We start from the raw sequence: 17,839 nt of genomic DNA on the forward strand, positions 1-17,839 counted from the left end.
ACGATGAAGGTCATGGCGCAGATGGCGATGGTGATGAACCTCGACAAATGCATTGGTTGCCATACCTGCTCGGTGACCTGCAAGCAGGCCTGGACCAATCGCTCGGGAACCGAGTACGTGTGGTTCAACAATGTCGAAACCCGTCCGGGTGTGGGCTACCCGCGCACCTACGAGGATCAGGAGCGGTGGCGCGGGGGGTGGGTGCGCGACAAGAAGGGCCGGCTGCGGCTGCGCGACGGCGGCCGGATCCATAAGCTGTTGCGCATCTTTGCCAACCCCAAGCTGCCCACTATCGGCGACTACTACGAGCCGTGGACCTATGACTACGAAAACCTGACATCGGCGCCGGCGGGTGACACCTTTCCGACCGCGGCGCCGCGAAGCCTGATCAGCGGCAATCCGATGAAGGTGTCGTGGGGATCCAACTGGGACGACAACCTGGCCGGGTCGCCAGAGATCGTGCCGAACGACCCGGTGCTAAAGAAGGTCAACCAAGTCAACCAAGAGGTCAAGCTGAAGCTTGAAGAGACCTTCATGTTTTACCTGCCGCGGATCTGCGAGCACTGCCTGAACCCGTCGTGTGTGGCGTCGTGTCCGTCGGGGGCGATGTACAAGCGCACCGAGGACGGCATCGTGCTCGTCGACCAGGACCGCTGCCGCGGCTGGCGGATGTGTGTGTCCGGGTGCCCATACAAGAAGGTGTATTTCAACCACAAGACCGGCAAGGCCGAAAAGTGCACCCTGTGCTATCCGCGCATCGAGGTGGGGTTGCCGACGGTGTGCTCGGAAACGTGTGTGGGGCGGCTGCGCTATCTGGGTCTGGTGCTCTATGACGTCGATCAGGTGCTGCAGGCCGCGTCGGTGGAAAGCGACACCGACCTCTACGAGGCGCAGCGCCGGATCCTGCTGGACCCGCACGATCCGCGGGTGATCGCCGGGGCGCGCGCGGAAGGCATCGCCGACGAGTGGATCGAGGCCGCCCAGCGGTCCCCGGTGTACGCGTTGATCAACACCTACCGGGTGGCGCTGCCGCTACATCCGGAGTACCGGACCATGCCGATGGTCTGGTACATCCCGCCGCTGTCGCCGGTGGTCGACGCGGTCAGCCGCGACGGGCACGACGGGGAGGACCTGGGCAATTTGTTCGGCGCGCTGGACGCACTGCGGATTCCGATTGCCTATCTGGCCGAGCTGTTCACCGCGGGCGACACCGAGGTGGTCGCGGGCGTGTTGCGGCGGCTGGCGGCGATGCGCTGCTACATGCGCGACATCAACCTGGGCCGGGAGACCCAGCCCCACATCCCGGAATCGGTCGGGATGACCGAGGAGCAGATCTACCAGATGTACCGACTGTTGGCTGTGGCGAAATATGAAGAGCGCTATGTCATTCCGACGTCGTACGCGGGGGAGCTGCCGGCCGCGGCGATGACCGACGATATGGGGTGCTCGTTGTCGGTCGACGGCGGACCGGGAATGTACGAGTCCGGTCCGTTCGGGCAGGGCAGCCCTACTCCGGTGCCAATCGCCGTGGAGAGCTTCCACGCTCTGCAGCATGCCGGTAGCGCGGCCACCGGCGGCGCTGGCCGATCCCGGGTCAACCTGCTCAACTGGGACCCCAACGGCGCAGCGGCGGGGCTCTTCCCGGAGCCTCAGCCCAGCAAGGATGTGGTCCAGCGATGAAGTTGCTGTCTCGTGTCCGAGAGCGGTCGAGCGCCACCACAATGAGGGACCGACTGGTGTGGCAGTCGGCCTCGCTACTGCTGGCCTATCCGGATGACGGGCTGGCCGAGCGGCTGCACATGGTCGATGCGCTGCGCGCCCACCAAACGGGCCCGGCGGCGGCGCTGCTAGGGCGAACGGTAGCGGAGTTGCGTGCCCTGGCGCCGATGGCCGCGGCGGCGCAGTACGTCGAGACCTTCGATATGCGACGCCGATCCACGATGTATCTGACGTACTGGACCGCCGGGGACACCCGCAACCGCGGCCGGGAGATGCTGGCGTTCGCCACCGCCTATCGAGACGCCGGCGTCAAGCCGCCGCGTACCGAGGCGCCCGACTACCTGCCCGTCGTGCTCGAGTTCGCCGCCACCGTCGACCCCGAGGCCGGACGTCGGCTGCTGACCGAGCACCGTGTGCCGATCGACGTGTTGCGCGGCGCGCTGGCCGACGCCAAGTCACCCTATGAGTACACCGTGGCGGCGATCTGCGAGACACTGCCCGCTGCCACCAACCAGGAAGTGCGTCGGGCACAACGCCTAGCTCAGTCGGGGCCGCCCGCGGAAGCCGTTGGTTTGCAACCGTTTACCTTGACCGTCCCGCCCAAGCGCGCCGAGGGGGCCTGACCTTGGCCGTCTTGGACTTGGTTGAGATCTTCTGGGATGCCGCGCCTTACGTCGTTGTGGCGATCGCGGTGGTCGGCACCTGGTGGCGGTATCGCTACGACAAGTTCGGCTGGACCACACGCTCGTCGCAGCTCTACGAGTCGCGGTTGCTGTCGATCGGCAGCCCGATGTTCCATTTCGGCAGCTTGCTGGTGATCATGGGCCACGTGATGGGCCTGTTCATTCCGGATTCCTGGACCAGAGCGTTCGGCATGAGCGATCACCTGTACCATCTGCAGGCGCTGCTGCTTGGCGCGCCCGCCGGTTTCGCCACTCTGCTCGGTATCGGGTTGCTGATCTATCGGCGGCGCATCCAGACACCGGTGTGGCTGGCTACCACTCGGAATGACAAGCTGATGTACCTGGTGCTGGTGTGCGCGATCGTGGCTGGCCTGGCATGCACGCTGATGGGCGCCACCCATGAGGGCGATATGCACGATTACCGGCGCTCGGTGTCGGTCTGGTTCCGCTCGATCTGGATGCTAGCGCCGCGTGGCGATCTGATGGCCCAGGCGACGCTGTACTACCAGGTGCATGTGCTGATCGCGCTCGCGCTGTTTGCGCTCTGGCCGTTTACCCGATTGGTGCACGCGTTCAGCGCGCCGATCGCCTACCTGTTCCGGCCCTACATCGTGTACCGCAGCCGCGAGGTGGCGGCCAAGCACGAATTGATCGGTTCCGCGCCGCGTCGTCGTGGGTGGTAGTTCTCTGCCACAATCACCGTCGTGCCATTCCGCAACGTTGCCATCGTCGCGCACGTCGACCACGGCAAGACCACCCTGGTTGACGCCATGTTGCGGCAGTCCGGGGCGCTGCGTGAACGCGGTGAGCTGCAGGAACGGGTGATGGACACGGGCGATCTGGAGCGGGAGAAGGGCATCACCATCCTGGCCAAGAACACCGCCGTGCACCGCCATCACCCGGATGGAACCGTCACCGTAATCAATGTCATAGACACCCCGGGGCACGCGGACTTCGGTGGCGAGGTGGAGCGCGGGCTGTCCATGGTGGACGGGGTGCTGCTGCTGGTCGACGCCTCCGAGGGTCCATTGCCGCAGACGCGGTTTGTTCTGCGTAAAGCGCTGGCCGCCCATTTGCCGGTGATTCTGGTGGTCAACAAGACAGACCGGCCCGACGCCCGCATCGCCGAGGTCGTGGACGCCAGCCACGACCTGTTGCTAGATGTCGCGTCCGACCTTGACGACGAAGCGGCCGCAGCGGCCGAACACGCGCTGGGCCTGCCGACGCTGTACGCATCCGGGCGCGCCGGGGTGGCGAGCACCACGGCGCCGCCCGACGGCCAGGTTCCCGACGGCACCAACCTGGATCCGTTGTTCGAGGTGCTCGAAAAGCATGTGCCGCCGCCGAAAGGAGAGCCGGACGCACCGCTGCAGGCGCTGGTCACCAACCTGGACGCGTCGACCTTTCTGGGTCGGTTGGCGCTGATCCGCATCTACAACGGCCGCATCCGCAAAGGCCAGCAGGTTGCGTGGATCCGTCAGGTGGATGGTCAGCAGACCGTCACCACTGCCAAGATCACCGAATTGTTGGCCACCGAAGGCGTGGAACGCAAACCAACCGACGCTGCCGTCGCCGGCGATATCGTCGCCGTCGCCGGCCTGCCCGAGATCATGATCGGCGACACGCTGGCCGCTTCCGCGAATCCCGTTGCCCTGCCCAGGATTACCGTGGACGAGCCGGCGATCTCGGTCACCATCGGCACCAACACCTCGCCGCTGGCGGGCAAGGTGGGTGGTCACAAGCTCACCGCGCGCATGGTCCGAAGCAGGCTGGATGCCGAGCTGGTGGGCAACGTGTCGATTCGTGTCGTCGACATCGGCGCCCCGGACGCCTGGGAGGTACAGGGTCGCGGCGAGCTGGCGCTGGCGGTGCTGGTCGAGCAGATGCGCCGAGAGGGTTTCGAATTGACCGTGGGTAAGCCACAGGTGGTGACCAAGACCATCGATGGCACGCTGCACGAGCCATTCGAGTCGATGACCGTCGACTGCCCCGAGGAGTACATCGGCGCGGTCACGCAATTGATGGCCGCGCGCAAGGGCCGCATGGTGGAGATGGCCAACCACACCACCGGCTGGGTCCGCATGGACTTCGTGGTTCCCAGTCGCGGCCTGATTGGGTGGCGCACCGACTTCCTCACCGAGACCCGTGGCTCCGGTGTCGGGCATGCGGTGTTCGACGGATACCGGCCATGGGCGGGGGAGATCCGGGCCCGCCACACCGGTTCTCTGGTATCGGACCGGGCCGGCGCCATCACACCGTTCGCGTTGCTGCAACTCGCCGATCGGGGGCAGTTCTTCGTCGAGCCCGGCCAACAGACCTACGAGGGCATGGTCGTCGGGATCAACCCCCGTCCGGAGGACCTCGACATCAATGTCACCCGGGAGAAGAAGCTGACCAACATGCGCTCATCGACCGCGGATGTCATCGAGACGCTGGCCAAGCCGCTGCAGCTGGATCTCGAGCGCGCCATGGAGTTATGTGCGCCCGACGAATGCGTCGAGGTGACCCCGGAGATCGTGCGGATCCGCAAAGTCGAGCTGGCCGCCGCCGCCCGGGCTCGCAGCCGGGCGCGCACCAAGGCGCGTGGCTAGCAACTTGGCGCGCTGGCCGCGCGAGCGTAACGCCACTGCGAAATCCAGCCCGGCTTTTCGCAGCCGGGTTACGCTCGTGGGGGTACTGGATAGCCTGATGGGCGTGCCCAGCCCAGTCCGCCGCGTCTGTGTGACGGTCGGCGCGTTGGTCGCGCTGGCGTGTATGGTGTTGGCCGGGTGCACGGTCAGCCCGCCGCCGGCACCCCAGAGCACTGATACGCCGCGCAGCACACCGCCCCCGCCGCGCCGCCCTACCCAGATCATCATGGGCATCGACTGGATCGGCCCCGGGTTCAACCCGCATTTGCTGTCCGACCTGTCGCCGGTGAACGCCGCAATCAGTGCGTTGGTGTTGCCCAGCGCGTTCCGGCCGATTCCGGATCCCAACACGCCGACCGGTTCGCGCTGGGAGATGGACCCGACCCTGTTGGTTTCCGCCGACGTGACCAACAACCACCCGTTCACGGTGACCTACAAGATCCGGCCCGAGGCGCAGTGGACGGACAACGCCCCGATCGCCGCCGACGACTTCTGGTATCTGTGGCAGCAGATGGTCACACAGCCGGGCGTCGTCGACCCCGCCGGATACCACCTGATCACCAGTGTCCAGTCGCTCGAGGGCGGTAAGCAGGCCGTCGTTACGTTCGCACAGCCCTACCCCGCTTGGCGTGAGTTGTTCACCGACATCCTGCCGGCGCACATCGTCAAGGACATACCAGGGGGCTTCGCGTCCGGTTTGGCTCGAGCGCTGCCGGTGACAGGTGGACAGTTTCGGGTGGAAAACATCGACCCACAGCGCGATGAGATCCTGATCGCCCGCAATGACCGTTACTGGGGCCCACCTTCCAAACCCGGCATCATTCTCTTCCGCCGGGCCGGGGCGCCGGCCGCGCTGGCCGATTCGGTACGTAACGGAGACACCCAGGTCGCCCAGGTGCATGGTGGCTCGGCGGCCTTCGCCCAGTTGTCGGCCATCCCCGACGTGCGGACCGCCCGGATCGTGACACCGCGGGTCATGCAGTTCACGCTGCGGGCAAACGTTCCCAAGCTGGCCGACACCCAGGTTCGCAAGGCGATTTTGGGGTTGCTGGACGTGGACCTACTTGCCGCCGTGGGCGCCGGCACCGACAACACCGTCACCTTGGACCAGGCGCAGATTCGTTCGCCGAGTGACCCGGGTTATGTTCCGACCGCGCCTCCCGCAATGAGCAGCGCCGCCGCGCTGGGTCTGCTGGAGGCATCGGGATTCCAGGTCGACACCAACACGTCGGTGTCGCCGGCGCCGTCGGTCCCCGATTCGACGACCACGTCGGTGAGCACCGGGCCGCCGGAAGTCATCCGCGGCCGGATCAGCAAGGACGGCGAACAGTTAACGCTGGTCATCGGGGTGGCCGCGAACGATCCGACCTCGGTGGCGGTCGCCAACACTGCTGCCGACCAGCTGCGCGACGTCGGCATCGCCGCGACTGTGCTGGCGTTAGACCCGGTCACGCTCTATCACGACGCGCTGAACGACAATCGGGTAGACGCCATTGTGGGCTGGCGCCAAGCCGGCGGAAACCTGGCGACGCTGCTGGCCTCTCGTTACGGCTGTCCCGCATTGCAGGCGACGACGGTCCCGGCTGCGAATGCGCCGACGACGGCCCCGTCCGCTCCCATTGGCCCTACGCCGTCCGCCGCGCCCGACACCGCGACACCGCCACCAACGGCGCCGCGCCGCCCATCCGACCCGGGCGCGCTGGTAAAAGCGCCGTCGAATCTCACCGGCATCTGCGACCGCAGCATCCAGTCGAACATCGATGCCGCACTCAATGGCACCAAGAACATCAACGACGTGATCACCGCGGTCGAACCGCGACTGTGGAATATGTCGACCGTGTTGCCGATCCTGCAGGACACCACGATCGTCGCGGCCGGCCCGAGCGTGCAGAACGTCAGCCTGTCTGGTGCGGTGCCAGTGGGCATCGTCGGCGACGCCGGCCAATGGGTGAAGACCGGGCAATAGCCCTGGTCACGCCGGCGGAATCGTCGGCTAGCTCTCGCGGCGTTCGCCGGTGGTGAGGATCATGGCGTCGATAATGCGTGTGAGCTGCTCACGGTCCGGCGGGGATCCGGTAAACAAGACATGCTGATGGATCAAGGCCGGTCCGATTCGTGCGGTCATCGGAGTCAGAGTTGCCGGGTCGATTTCGCCGGAACGCACGCCCGCCTGCAGGATGGACTCGACAATTCGCAGCCGCGGGGCCCACACCGAGTTGATGAAGATGGCGCGCAGCTCGGGCTCGTGTAGGAGCTGGCTGACGATTTCCATGCTGGGGAGGGCCGTCTTGCCGGCCAGGATTTCGCAGTTGGCGGTGAACACCGCCAGCAGATTCTCCCTTGCCGACCGGTCAGCGCGCGGCTCGGGTACCGGCGGCAAAGCGTATTGCACCGCGGCCAGCACCAGCTCATGTTTGCCGGCCCACCGCCGATACAACGCGGCTTTGCCGGTTTGGGCGCGTGCCGCGATGCCTTCCATGGTCAGCCCGCCGTATCCGGCGGATTCGAGTTCGGCCAGCGTCGCATCGTAGAGCGCACGCTCAAGCACCTCGCCGCGCCGCCGGTACGGGTTGGCCTTTGCGGGTGCGCTCACCGTCATGCTGCGATACTAGCCAACTGCGGCTTTTCCGCCGGCGCGGTTCGATCGATGCATCAGGTGAGGCCCTTTTGCTAGCCGGCGGCGGGTGACCGCAGTATCACTCCGGAACGGGTTCTTGCCGCGACGGCGCCCACAGCGCCCCCGGCCAGGCTTGCCAATCCCAGCTGGGCCCACGAGGTTCCCGACGGACCGCCCGGCGCGGAGGTCGGGACGGCTTTGGCCAACGGCGTAATCGATTTGTCCGCAACCCAGCTGGGGGGCACCGACAACCCCCCGATCGTATCCGCATTTCCCAATGTTGCCGACACCGCGGGCCTGACCGCGTTGGGTAGCAACTCCAGCGGGCCCTTGAGCGTGGGTGTCAGGCTCCGCATGGCGAGGTTGCCCATCATCTGGCCCATGTTGCTGCCCTCGACAAAGGCCAACACGTATTCCACGGGTATCGACGAGATTCGCGCGGCTGTGAGCGGGTAGGTGCCCTTCGTCAACAGCGTCCACAGCTTCGAAGGCAGATTCTTGGTCGCCGGCGCGGCGAATGACCCCACCGTCTCGGACACCGAACCGATCAGTTCATAAAGTCTGGCCAGCGCGCCCGGGTTGGCGATCGGCGCCGGGGGCGAGAACGGTGTCAGCCGTGCGGCGGCCGCCGCCATTGTGGCGTAGAGGTTCATCGCCTCGCCATCTTGGGACCAGTACTGGGCATACAGTGCATCGAGGGCAAAGATCGCGGGGGTGTGAATCCCGAAAATGTTGGTCGTGGCGAGAGCGAGGCGCGTCAGTCGGTTGGTCTCGATCACCGGCAGCGGCACGTGTGCTGCGTGCGCCGCTTCATAGGCGCCTGCCACGACGCTGATGTGGTCGGCGACGAGTTCAGCCAGGGAAGCGGTCGTGACAATCCAGGCCCGAAATGGGGCGACCGCAGCTGCCATGATCGTCGACGATGGCCCCCGCCACGATGTGATCAGCCCGTTGATCTCACTCTCGAACCGACTGGCCGCGTAGCTCAGCTCGTTGGACAGATTCTTCCAGGCGTTCGCGGCTACTAGAAACGGACGAGCGCTACCTTGGATGTTGAGGGAGTTGAACTCCGGCGGAAAAATTGTGAAATCCATTGTCGCTCAACCGCTGTCTAGGTGGAGGTGCCCGCGCGGTTGGCTAATTCGGTGAGCCAATACGAAGTCTTGCTGGTCTGAAGTGTTTGGACAAATGACTCGTGGATCACATGGGCCTGGCGCGCGATCGCCTTGTACAGCTCGCCGTGCATGGAAAACAGCATCGACGTCACGATGGACACAAGATCGTGGGCGGGGGATTCCACATTGGTGATCAGCGGCGTGACCCCGTCATCATGGGCGCTCATCGTCACCCCGATCTCGTGGAGGTTGGCGGCCGTTTCCCCAATCGAATCGGGCCGTGTGGTGACAAAAGACACGCGTGCATCTCCTTCCACTGACGTGGTCTGATGGTGGGGGTCAGCGACGACTTGGGGTTCCGCACGGCATTGTAGACGGAATCGTTCACTAAGGTATTTTCACCATAACGGCTTCGGTCACAAAACGGTAGCGATTCTGTTGAGGAATTTTTTCGACGCTCGCCCGGTAGGGTGCCTCCATGTCTGAGACGCCGCGGCTGCTGTTTGTTCATGCACACCCCGACGATGAGAGCCTGAGCAACGGCGCAACCATCGCGCACTACACCTCCCGTGGCGCACAGGTCCATGTCGTCACGTGCACCCTGGGTGAGGAGGGCGAGGTCATTGGCGATCGCTGGGCTCAACTCACCGCCGATCATGCGGACCAACTCGGTGGCTACCGCATCGGCGAGCTCACCGCGGCGTTGCGAGCGCTCGGGGTCAGCGCACCGATCTACCTTGGCGGCGCGGGTCGCTGGCGCGACTCCGGCATGGCCGGCACAGACCAGCGGAGTCAGCGGAGATTCGTCGATGCTGACCCCCGGCAGACCGTCGGGGCATTGGTCGCGATCATTCGCGAGCTGCGGCCGCATGTCGTGGTGACCTATGACCCCAATGGCGGTTACGGTCATCCTGACCACGTGCACACCCACACCGTCACTACCGCCGCGGTGGCCGCAGCGGGTGTTGGGTCCGGTACCGCAGATCACCCCGGCGACCCGTGGACGGTGCCGAAGTTCTACTGGACGGTCTTGGGTCTGAGCGCGCTCATTTCGGGCGCGCGAGCCCTGGTCCCCGACGATCTGCGACCCGAATGGGTGTTGCCGCGGGCCGACGAGATTGCATTCGGGTACTCCGACGACGGTATCGACGCCGTCGTCGAGGCCGATGAGCAGGCGCGAGCCGCCAAGGTTGCGGCACTGGCTGCCCATGCCACCCAAGTTGTCGTCGGCCCGACCGGCCGGGCCGCCGCCTTGTCGAACAACCTGGCACTGCCCATCCTGGCCGATGAGCATTACGTGCTCGCCGGCGGCTCCGCGGGCGCCCGCGATGAACGTGGCTGGGAAACTGATCTGCTCGCCGGTCTGGGCTTCACCGCGTCCGGCACGTAGGCTGCCAACCAGGCAGCCACGGAAGGAACCCCATGGACCCCGACCTGGACCCTAACCTGCAGCATTGGCAGGACCGACTCGACAGCCTGCAGTGGGTCATCGGGTCGATACTCTCTCAGATCGACAGCGTGCCAACCTGACCACCGGCGCGACAGATCGAGCAATCCGTTTGGTTGTCCTGGCCCTGTTGACTGTCGACGGGGTCGTGTCTGCGCTTGCCGGGGCTCTGCTGATGCCCTGGTATATCGGCTCGGCTCCGTTTCCGATCAGTGCCTTGATCAGTGGATTGGTCAATGCTGCGCTGGTGTGGGCCGCAGCGCGATGGACCACATCGTCGCGGGTGGCCGCGCTGCCCCTGTGGGCGTGGCTACTGACGGTAGCGGCGATGAGCTTCGGCGGCCCTGGCGACGATGTCATTCTGGGTGGCCAGGGCCTGCTGGTCTACGGCGCGCTGGTGTTCGTCGTGGCAGGGGCCGTGCCACCGGCGTGGGTGCTGTGGCGGCGCAGGGTCCAAGCTGACGGATCTGGCTAGTCCGAAGTTAGGGCAAAGACGGGAATCCCGGCGGGCTGATTGGCGGCAACGGCGGCAGGAAGCCGCGTATCCAGTTGATCTCGGTGTTGATGAATTGGTTGATCGATGCCGCGGTGGCCGTTTCGATATTGGTTAGTGCCTGGCTGAAAGTGACTGTCCCGTCCACGAAGTCGATCGCATTGAACAGGACTGCCTGCACGATGGGCTCGCCGAGGTAATAGAAGAAGTTGATCTGCGGTGCCAGTATGCCGATGTAGGGCAGCCATCCCACCGCCCATGCGGTGAGGTTGAAGCCGTACTGCACCCACGGTTCGACGGCGTTGTAGAGATTCTTGATTGCGTTGCCGATCGACTCGGCGGCCAGAGCCGGCAGCGCCGCGGCGGCGGCCGCTCCGGCGCGCGGCAGCAGGGCGCCGACGGCGGACAAACCGCTGGCCCCACCGGTGGGTTGGAGCTGCAGTGCACCGCTGGCAGCGGCATTTGCAGCGGCGCTACCGCCAAGTGCACTGGAGCCGCCAGTGCCGAGGAACATGCTTTGGACCCGGCTCAGCGCGTTCGAGCCCCCACCCGTCGAGGCGTCGGCGCTAATCAGTGGATGCCCCAGCAACGCTCTTGCGGGCGCATTCACGGCGTTCACCATGGTCTGCGCGGCGCTGGCCTCGGCGGTTGCATACGCGTCTGCACTTGCTCTCAGCGCCTGCACGAACTGGTCGTGGAAGGCTGTCATCATCTGCCGGCTGAGCTGCTGATACCCCTGAGCATGCGCGGAAAGCAGCGCGGCGACCTGAGTCGAGACCTCGTCCGCGGCTGCGGCCAGGACTCCGGTGGTGGGAACCGCCGCAACCACATTGGCGGCGTTAAGAGTCGAACCGATACCGGCCATGTCCGCAGCGGCCGCCGCCAGTGCCTCTGGCGCCGCGAACACAAACGACATCTCGTACCTTCTCCTGGTTCACCACGCGGCGGCTGTCGCCGGGGGCTTGTTCAGACGCTGGCCTCTCACGGATGGTATCGCGATCGGCTGTGACCTGCGCCTTACTCCACCAAACCGTTGGTGCCGGACGGTCGACGGCGTGCCGAGCTCGGCCTGGCGCTACTGTTGCGCTTATGGCGCCAAGGTTGGCCAGCATCTCACCTGGTGGGGCGTGCGGATGATATCAGATTGCAGGGAAGGTATACCAACGTGCCGCAGCCTGTAGGTCGGAAGTCCACCGCTCTGCCGAGTCCCGTTGTACCGCCCCAGGCAAATGCCTCAGCGTTGCGGCGGGTACTGCGACGGGCCCGAGATGGTGTCACGCTGAACGTGGATGAGGCGGCCATAGCGATGACCGCACGCGGTGACGAGCTGGCCGACCTGTGCGCGAGCGCCGCGCGGGTGCGCGATGCGGGTCTCGTGTCGGCCGGCCGGCACGGGCCCAGCGGCAGGTTGGCGATCAGCTATTCGCGCAAGGTGTTTATCCCGGTCACCCGGTTATGCCGGGACAATTGCCACTATTGCACGTTCGTCACCGTGCCGGGCAAGCTACGCGCCCAAGGTTCCAGCACGTATATGGAACCCGACGAGATCCTCGACGTTGCCCGCCGAGGTGCCGAATTCGGTTGCAAGGAAGCGCTATTCACTCTCGGTGACCGTCCGGAGGCGCGTTGGCGCCAGGCACGCGAATGGCTCGGCGAACGGGGCTATGACTCCACGTTGTCCTACGTGCGCGCGATGGCAATCCGTGTGCTGGAGCAAACCGGGCTGTTGCCGCACCTGAACCCGGGTGTGATGAGCTGGTCGGAGATGTCGCGGCTCAAACCGGTGGCGCCGTCGATGGGCATGATGCTGGAGACGACCTCGCGACGGCTGTTCGAAACCAAGGGGCTCGCCCACTACGGCAGCCCTGACAAAGACCCGGCGGTGCGGCTGCGTGTCCTGACCGACGCCGGCCGGTTGTCCATTCCGTTTACCACCGGTCTGTTGGTCGGCATCGGCGAGACGCTATCCGAGCGCGCCGATACGTTACATGCGATTCGCAAGTCGCACAAGGAGTTCGGGCATATCCAAGAAGTGATCGTGCAGAACTTCCGCGCCAAGGAACACACCGCGATGGCCGCCTTCCCCGATGCCGGAATCGAGGATTACCTGGCGACGGTTGCGGTGGCGCGGCTGGTGCTGGGCCCGGGCATGCGCATCCAGGCGCCGCCGAACCTGGTGTCTGGCGACGAATGCCGGGCGCTGGTTGGCGCCGGGGTCGACGACTGGGGCGGTGTCTCACCGTTGACGCCCGACCATGTCAACCCCGAACGGCCCTGGCCCGCTTTGGACGAGCTGGCGGCGGTCACCGCCGAAGCCGGCTACGACATGGTGCAGCGGCTGACCGCGCAACCCAAATACGTACAGGCGGGCGCGGCGTGGATCGACCCGCGGGTGCGGGGACATGTGGTGGCGCTGGCGGATCCGGCGACCGGCCTGGCCCGCGACGTCAACCCGGTGGGCATGCCGTGGCAGGAGCCCGACGACGTGGCGTCCTGGGGCCGGGTCGATCTGGGCGCAGCGATCGACACTCAGGGCCGCAATACCGCAGTGCGCAGCGACCTGGCCAGCGCCTTCGGTGACTGGGAATCGATCCGCGAGCAGGTGCACGAGCTGGCGGTCCGCGCTCCGGAACGCATTGACACCGATGTGCTTGCCGCCCTGCGATCGGCGGAGCGTGCGCCCGCCGGCTGCACCGACGGCGAGTATCTGGCGCTTGCCACCGCCGACGGTCCTGCGCTGGAAGCCGTTGCCGCACTGGCTGATTCGTTGCGCCGCGATGTCGTCGGCGACGAGGTGACCTTTGTGGTCAACCGTAACATCAACTTCACCAACATCTGCTACACCGGTTGCCGGTTCTGCGCGTTCGCCCAGCGAAAGGGTGACGCCGACGCCTACTCGCTGTCGGTCGGAGAGGTCGCCGACCGGGCATGGGAGGCCCACGTCGCCGGGGCCACCGAAGTATGCATGCAGGGCGGTATCGATCCCGAGCTACCGGTCACCGGCTACGCCGATCTGGTTCGTGCCGTCAAGGCGCGGGTGCCCTCCATGCATGTGCACGCGTTTTCCCCGATGGAGATCGCCAACGGCGTCACCAAGAGCGGGCTGAGCATTCGCGAGTGGCTGATCGGCCTGCGCGAGGCCGGGCTGGATACCATCCCGGGTACCGCCGCGGAAATCCTGGACGACGAGGTTCGCTGGGTGCTGACCAAGGGCAAGCTGCCGACGTCATTGTGGATCGAAATCGTGACGACCGCCCACGAGGTGGGTCTGCGGTCATCATCGACGATGATGTACGGGCATGTGGACAGTCCACGGCACTGGGTCGCCCATCTTAACGTGCTGCGCGATATTCAGGACCGTACCGGCGGCTTCACCGAGTTCGTCCCGTTGCCGTTCGTGCACCAGAATTCACCGTTGTACCTGGCCGGTGCGGCGCGCCCCGGGCCCAGCCATCGCGACAACCGCGCGGTACATGCTTTGGCGCGGATCATGTTGCACGGCCGCATCTCGCACATTCAGACCAGCTGGGTGAAACTTGGAGTGCGGCGCACCCAGGTGATGCTCGAAGGTGGCGCCAACGACCTGGGCGGCACGCTGATGGAGGAGACCATCTCGCGGATGGCCGGTTCCGAACACGGATCGGCCAAGACCGTCGCTGAGCTGGTCGCGATCGCCGAAGGCATCGGCCGCCCGGCGCGCCAGCGCACTACCACATACGCCCTGCTTGCGGCCTAGCCCCGGCGACGATGCCGGGTCGCGGGATGCGGCCCGTTGAGGAGCGGGGCAATCTGGCCTAGCCCCGGCGACGATGCCGGGTCGCGGGATGCGGCCCGTTGAGGAGCGGGGCAATCTGGCCTAGCCCCGGCGACGATGCCGGGTCGCGGGATGGGGCCCGCATGGGCTTAATAGTTGTTGCAGGAGCCGGCAACCGACTCGACAAGGCCGATGTACTGTGCCGCCCCCGGCACAGCTTGCAATTGCGCGGCCATGGCAGCGCGCTGAGGTGGCGGTGCGGCGAGGAAATTGCGCAAATAGGACTGCGCCACCGGTGAGGCGTTGAACTGTGCGGCAGCCCCCGGATCCGTCGCGTTGAGCGCAGCTACTACCTGCCCGTAATTGCAGGTGGTGTTAATGACCGCGTCCACGGGATCTGCGGAGGCGACCCCGGCCCCGACGGTCAACGACATTGCCACGGCGCCTACACCGGCGCTCAATGCGGTCAACGACAGCCTCATTTATGGACACCTTCCCCAAACTATTGCACCGTCGTTAAGACGGCGACGACATCTGCCCAGCGGTTGCCGTCTGCGGTCGAGGGTACCAGGCGCCGTGGGCTTGCTTCTCTCAAACTGGTTATCGGGCGACACTGCGCGGCCATACCAATCTGCAGGTCAGCAGCGATGAAACAACGTTGTTTACAGCCCGAGAAATGAGTTTATAGCCTGGCCGCAAGTTCGGTGCCTTGCTTGATGGCGCGCTTGGCGTCCAACTCGGCGGCAACCGCCGCGCCACCGATGATGTGCGGGTTAATGCCGTGCCGGCGCAGTTCACTCTCCAGATCTCGCACCGGTTCCTGGCCGGCGCAGACCACTACGTTGTCCACCGCCAGCAGCTGGGGCCGCCTGCGCTTCGGGCCGAAGCTGATGTGTAGGCCGTCGTCGTTGATCTGTTCGTAGTCCACCCCAGACAGCTGATGAACGCCCTTGGCCTTCAACGACGCCCGGTGGACCCATCCGGTGGTCTTGCCGAGCCGCTTGCCCTGCGGGCCTTTGGTGCGCTGCAGTAGGTACACCTCACGGGCGGGCGGCGCCGGCAGTGGAGTCGTCAACGCTCCGCGGGCTTCTCGCGGATCAGCGACCCCCCATTCGGCCTTCCACTCTTTGAGGTTGAGGGTGGGTGAGGAGTCGGTGACCAGCAGTTCGGTGACGTCGAAGCCAATGCCGCCGGCGCCGACGACAGCCACGGTTCGCCCGACCGGTCTGACACCGGTGATGGCTTCGGCGTAGGTTAACACCATGGGGTGGTCGATGCCGGGGATGGCCGGAATGCGCGGTGCCACGCCGGTGGCCAAGACGACCTCGTCGTAGCCGGTCAACTCCTGGGCGGCCACCCGAGTGCCCAGTCGCACCTCGACACCGTGTTTGGCCAGAATCGTCGAGAAATACCGGATGGTTTCGCTGAATTCCTCTTTGCCGGGAATGCGGCGGGCCATGTCAAACTGTCCACCGATAAAGTCGTTGGCCTCGAACAGCGTGACCCGGTGACCCCGTTGCGCGGCGTTGGCCGCCGTGGCCAGCCCGGCTGGTCCAGCCCCGACGACGGCCACCGAGCGGGCGCGCCGGGTCGGGGACAGCACCAACTGCGTCTCGCGCCCGGCGCGTGGATTGAGCAGACACGACACCGTTTTCCTGGCAAATGCGTGGTCCAGGCAGGCTTGATTGCAGGAGATGCAGGTGTTGATTTCGTCGACCCGATTGGACTGCGCCTTGAGCACCCAGTCCGGGTCGCTCAGCATCGGCCGGGCCATTGATATCAGCCGCACCTGGGTTTCGGCCAGAATCCGTTCCGCGGCCTGCGGCATGTTGATCCGGTTGGACGCCACCACCGGGATAGTGACGTGTTCGGCGACGGCGCTGCTGATGTCGACAAACGCGCCGCCCGGCACTGAGGTGACGATAGTGGGCACCCGGGCCTCGTGCCAGCCGAAGCCGGAGTTGATGATGGTTGCGCCTGCCCCTTCCACTTCGGTTGCCAGCGCGACGATTTCATCCCAACTCTGGCCTTCTGCAACGTAGTCGGCCATTGACAGCCGGTAACAGATGATGAAGTCGGATCCGACGGCGGCGCGGCTGCGTCGGATGATCTCGACCGGGAACCGGCGACGGTTGGCCGGTGTGCCGCCCCACGAGTCGGTGCGCTTGTTGGTGCGCGGCGCCAGGAACTGATTGAGCAGATACCCTTCGCTGCCCATGATTTCGACGCCGTCGTAGCCGGCATCGCGGGCCAACTGCGCGCAGCGGGCGAAATCCGCGATGGTCGCTTCGACCCCGCGAGCCGATAGTGCTCGCGGACGAAACGGGGTGATCGGCGCCTTGATCGGCGAGGCGCTGACCGCAAGTGGGTGGTAGGCGTAGCGTCCGGCGTGCAGGATTTGCAGCAGGATCTTTGCACCCGAATCGTGGACCGCCCTGGTGATTCGGCGGTGCCGTCGGGCTTGCGCCGAAGTGACGAGTTCGGAGGCGAACGGCAGCAGCCATCCGGTGCGGTTGGGCGCGTAGCCACCGGTGATGATCAGCCCGACGCCGCCGCGTGCACGTTCGGCGAAGTAGTCGGCGAGCCGATCGATATGGCGGGCCCGGTCTTCCAGTCCGGTGTGCATCGAACCCATAACCACCCGGTTGCGCAGCGTGGTAAACCCAAGGTCCAACGGGGACAGCAGATTTGGGTATGGATTTGTCATCGCTTCTCCTGGAGCGCTTCAGCTACTTCGTCGAGCCAATCGATGGCACTTTCTTCGGCTCGGATTCCGCCGCGCAGCACGAGGTATTGATGCAGTGCGGCGCCATCGAGCGCCGACGGATCTGCGAAGGTGCGCTTCTCGATACCGCGATAGGTGTCCAGTGACTTGACACGCTCGGCGCGCAGCGCGGTGACTTGGGTATACAGCGCGGCAACGTCTCCGTAGCCGGCGCCACGCAGCTTGACGGCGATATCGCGCGTGCTGCTGTCGGTCAGCGCACTGCCGCGGCCGGGCCTGGTCGGGCTGAGCGGCTCGGCGATCCAGCGAGCCAGCTCGGCCCGGCCGCTGTCGGAGATCGCGTATACCTTCTTGTCGGGCCGGCCATGCTGGAGCACGGTCGTCGCGCGCACCCAGTTGTTGTTCTCCATCACCCGTAACGTCCGATAGATCTGCTGATGGGTTGCGGTCCAGAAATAGCCGATGGAGCGATCGAATCGGCGGGCCAACTCGTAGCCCGAGCTGGCCTGTTCACACAGCGACACCAAGATCGCGTGGGGTAGCGCCATCCGGGCAGCATAGACGGCAAGCCGGATTGCTATGCAACTAGGTGCATATTGACCGTGTACGCCGACGCATGTGCCAAGTGGTCGACGTGTATGTGCAACGTCTAGTAT

At 65.5% G+C, this 17,839-nt stretch carries 15 protein-coding genes; 8 read left to right on the plus strand and 7 right to left on the minus strand.

The genetic code is table 11. The features are described 5' to 3' along the window. The first annotated feature begins 3 nt into the window (after positions 1–3). The 5 genes from narH to lpqW all read left to right on the plus strand — a co-directional run bounded on the left by narH (position 4) and on the right by lpqW (position 6,998). The gene (narH, locus tag FF952_RS06215) at positions 4–1,680 is read left to right on the plus strand and encodes a nitrate reductase subunit beta (RefSeq protein ID WP_003406090.1); all 1,677 of its coding nucleotides are present in this window, start codon (positions 4–6) and stop codon (positions 1,678–1,680) included. After that, positions 1,677–2,342 carry a nitrate reductase molybdenum cofactor assembly chaperone gene (gene narJ, locus FF952_RS06220; protein WP_003911426.1) on the plus strand — a complete coding sequence of 222 codons (666 nt, stop codon included), beginning with the start codon at positions 1,677–1,679 and terminating at the stop codon, positions 2,340–2,342. The genes narH and narJ overlap by 4 nt, the downstream gene beginning before the upstream one ends. A gap of 2 nt (positions 2,343–2,344) precedes the next feature. Continuing rightward, complete coding sequence (gene narI / locus FF952_RS06225; RefSeq protein WP_003406095.1) at positions 2,345–3,085, plus strand: respiratory nitrate reductase subunit gamma; 741 nt, start codon at positions 2,345–2,347, stop codon at positions 3,083–3,085. A 21-nt stretch (positions 3,086–3,106) separates the two neighbouring features. Beyond that, complete coding sequence (typA, locus tag FF952_RS06230) at positions 3,107–4,993, plus strand: translational GTPase TypA (RefSeq protein WP_003406099.1); 1,887 nt, start codon at positions 3,107–3,109, stop codon at positions 4,991–4,993. A 97-nt stretch (positions 4,994–5,090) separates the two neighbouring features. Next, the gene (lpqW, locus tag FF952_RS06235) at positions 5,091–6,998 is read left to right on the plus strand and encodes a lipoarabinomannan biosynthesis protein LpqW (RefSeq protein ID WP_003406102.1); all 1,908 of its coding nucleotides are present in this window, start codon (positions 5,091–5,093) and stop codon (positions 6,996–6,998) included. A 27-nt stretch (positions 6,999–7,025) separates the two neighbouring features. Here lpqW and FF952_RS06240 read toward each other — a convergent pair whose 3' ends face one another. The 3 genes from FF952_RS06240 to lipX form a co-directional block, all read right to left on the minus strand. After that, positions 7,026–7,631: a TetR/AcrR family transcriptional regulator gene (locus FF952_RS06240; protein WP_031656790.1), complete on the minus strand. Its 606-nt coding sequence runs from the start codon at positions 7,629–7,631 to the stop codon at positions 7,026–7,028. A gap of 71 nt (positions 7,632–7,702) precedes the next feature. After that, positions 7,703–8,743, minus strand: coding sequence for a PPE family protein (locus tag FF952_RS06245; protein ID WP_003898751.1), 1,041 nt, complete (start codon positions 8,741–8,743; stop codon positions 7,703–7,705). A 17-nt stretch (positions 8,744–8,760) separates the two neighbouring features. After that, the gene (lipX, locus tag FF952_RS06250; RefSeq protein ID WP_003898752.1) at positions 8,761–9,063 is read right to left on the minus strand and encodes a lipase/esterase LipX; all 303 of its coding nucleotides are present in this window, start codon (positions 9,061–9,063) and stop codon (positions 8,761–8,763) included. A 179-nt stretch (positions 9,064–9,242) separates the two neighbouring features. Here lipX and mshB point away from each other — a divergent pair, with 179 nt between their 5' ends. Together mshB and FF952_RS06260 are read left to right on the plus strand one after the other, a co-directional pair. After that, complete coding sequence (gene mshB, locus FF952_RS06255) at positions 9,243–10,154, plus strand: N-acetyl-1-D-myo-inositol-2-amino-2-deoxy-alpha-D-glucopyranoside deacetylase (protein ID WP_003406154.1); 912 nt, start codon at positions 9,243–9,245, stop codon at positions 10,152–10,154. Between the two features lie 91 nt (positions 10,155–10,245). Further along, positions 10,246–10,686: a hypothetical protein gene (locus FF952_RS06260; RefSeq protein ID WP_003406163.1), complete on the plus strand. Its 441-nt coding sequence runs from the start codon at positions 10,246–10,248 to the stop codon at positions 10,684–10,686. A gap of 7 nt (positions 10,687–10,693) precedes the next feature. Here FF952_RS06260 and FF952_RS06265 read toward each other — a convergent pair whose 3' ends face one another. Further along, the gene (locus FF952_RS06265) at positions 10,694–11,620 is read right to left on the minus strand and encodes a PE family protein (RefSeq protein WP_003898753.1); all 927 of its coding nucleotides are present in this window, start codon (positions 11,618–11,620) and stop codon (positions 10,694–10,696) included. A gap of 249 nt (positions 11,621–11,869) precedes the next feature. Here FF952_RS06265 and FF952_RS06270 point away from each other — a divergent pair, with 249 nt between their 5' ends. Beyond that, positions 11,870–14,440 carry a bifunctional FO biosynthesis protein CofGH gene (locus FF952_RS06270; RefSeq protein ID WP_003406167.1) on the plus strand — a complete coding sequence of 857 codons (2,571 nt, stop codon included), beginning with the start codon at positions 11,870–11,872 and terminating at the stop codon, positions 14,438–14,440. Positions 14,441–14,607: 167 nt separating this feature from the next. On the opposite strand, the gene FF952_RS06275 is transcribed toward FF952_RS06270, so the two are convergent. From FF952_RS06275 to FF952_RS06285, 3 genes are all read right to left on the minus strand, one after another. After that, positions 14,608–14,940 (minus strand): hemophore-related protein, encoded by a 333-nt coding sequence (locus FF952_RS06275; protein ID WP_003406169.1) that lies wholly within the window; start codon positions 14,938–14,940, stop codon positions 14,608–14,610. Between the two features lie 200 nt (positions 14,941–15,140). Then, a complete protein-coding gene (locus tag FF952_RS06280; protein WP_003904566.1) occupies positions 15,141–17,165 on the minus strand; it encodes an NADPH-dependent 2,4-dienoyl-CoA reductase in 2,025 nt (674 codons plus the stop codon). Next, positions 17,162–17,731 carry a PadR family transcriptional regulator gene (locus FF952_RS06285; RefSeq protein WP_003406182.1) on the minus strand — a complete coding sequence of 190 codons (570 nt, stop codon included), beginning with the start codon at positions 17,729–17,731 and terminating at the stop codon, positions 17,162–17,164. The genes FF952_RS06280 and FF952_RS06285 overlap by 4 nt, the downstream gene beginning before the upstream one ends. Positions 17,732–17,839 lie beyond the last annotated feature (108 nt).

It is taken from the genome of Mycobacterium tuberculosis complex sp. N0072 (genome assembly GCF_030323725.1).
Classification (GTDB): domain Bacteria; phylum Actinomycetota; class Actinomycetes; order Mycobacteriales; family Mycobacteriaceae; genus Mycobacterium; species Mycobacterium tuberculosis.

Coding starts and splice junctions, on each gene's coding strand:
- narH (WP_003406090.1), top strand. CDS start 4: ATGAAGGTCATGGCGCAGATGGCGATGGTGATGAACCTCGACAAATGC.
- narJ (WP_003911426.1), top strand. CDS start 1,677: ATGAAGTTGCTGTCTCGTGTCCGAGAGCGGTCGAGCGCCACCACAATG.
- lpqW (WP_003406102.1), top strand. CDS start 5,091: ATGGGCGTGCCCAGCCCAGTCCGCCGCGTCTGTGTGACGGTCGGCGCG.
- FF952_RS06240 (WP_031656790.1), bottom strand. CDS start 7,631: ATGACGGTGAGCGCACCCGCAAAGGCCAACCCGTACCGGCGGCGCGGC.
- FF952_RS06245 (WP_003898751.1), bottom strand. CDS start 8,743: ATGGATTTCACAATTTTTCCGCCGGAGTTCAACTCCCTCAACATCCAA.
- mshB (WP_003406154.1), top strand. CDS start 9,243: ATGTCTGAGACGCCGCGGCTGCTGTTTGTTCATGCACACCCCGACGAT.
- FF952_RS06265 (WP_003898753.1), bottom strand. CDS start 11,620: ATGTCGTTTGTGTTCGCGGCGCCAGAGGCACTGGCGGCGGCCGCTGCG.
- FF952_RS06275 (WP_003406169.1), bottom strand. CDS start 14,940: ATGAGGCTGTCGTTGACCGCATTGAGCGCCGGTGTAGGCGCCGTGGCA.
- FF952_RS06280 (WP_003904566.1), bottom strand. CDS start 17,165: ATGACAAATCCATACCCAAATCTGCTGTCCCCGTTGGACCTTGGGTTT.
- FF952_RS06285 (WP_003406182.1), bottom strand. CDS start 17,731: ATGGCGCTACCCCACGCGATCTTGGTGTCGCTGTGTGAACAGGCCAGC.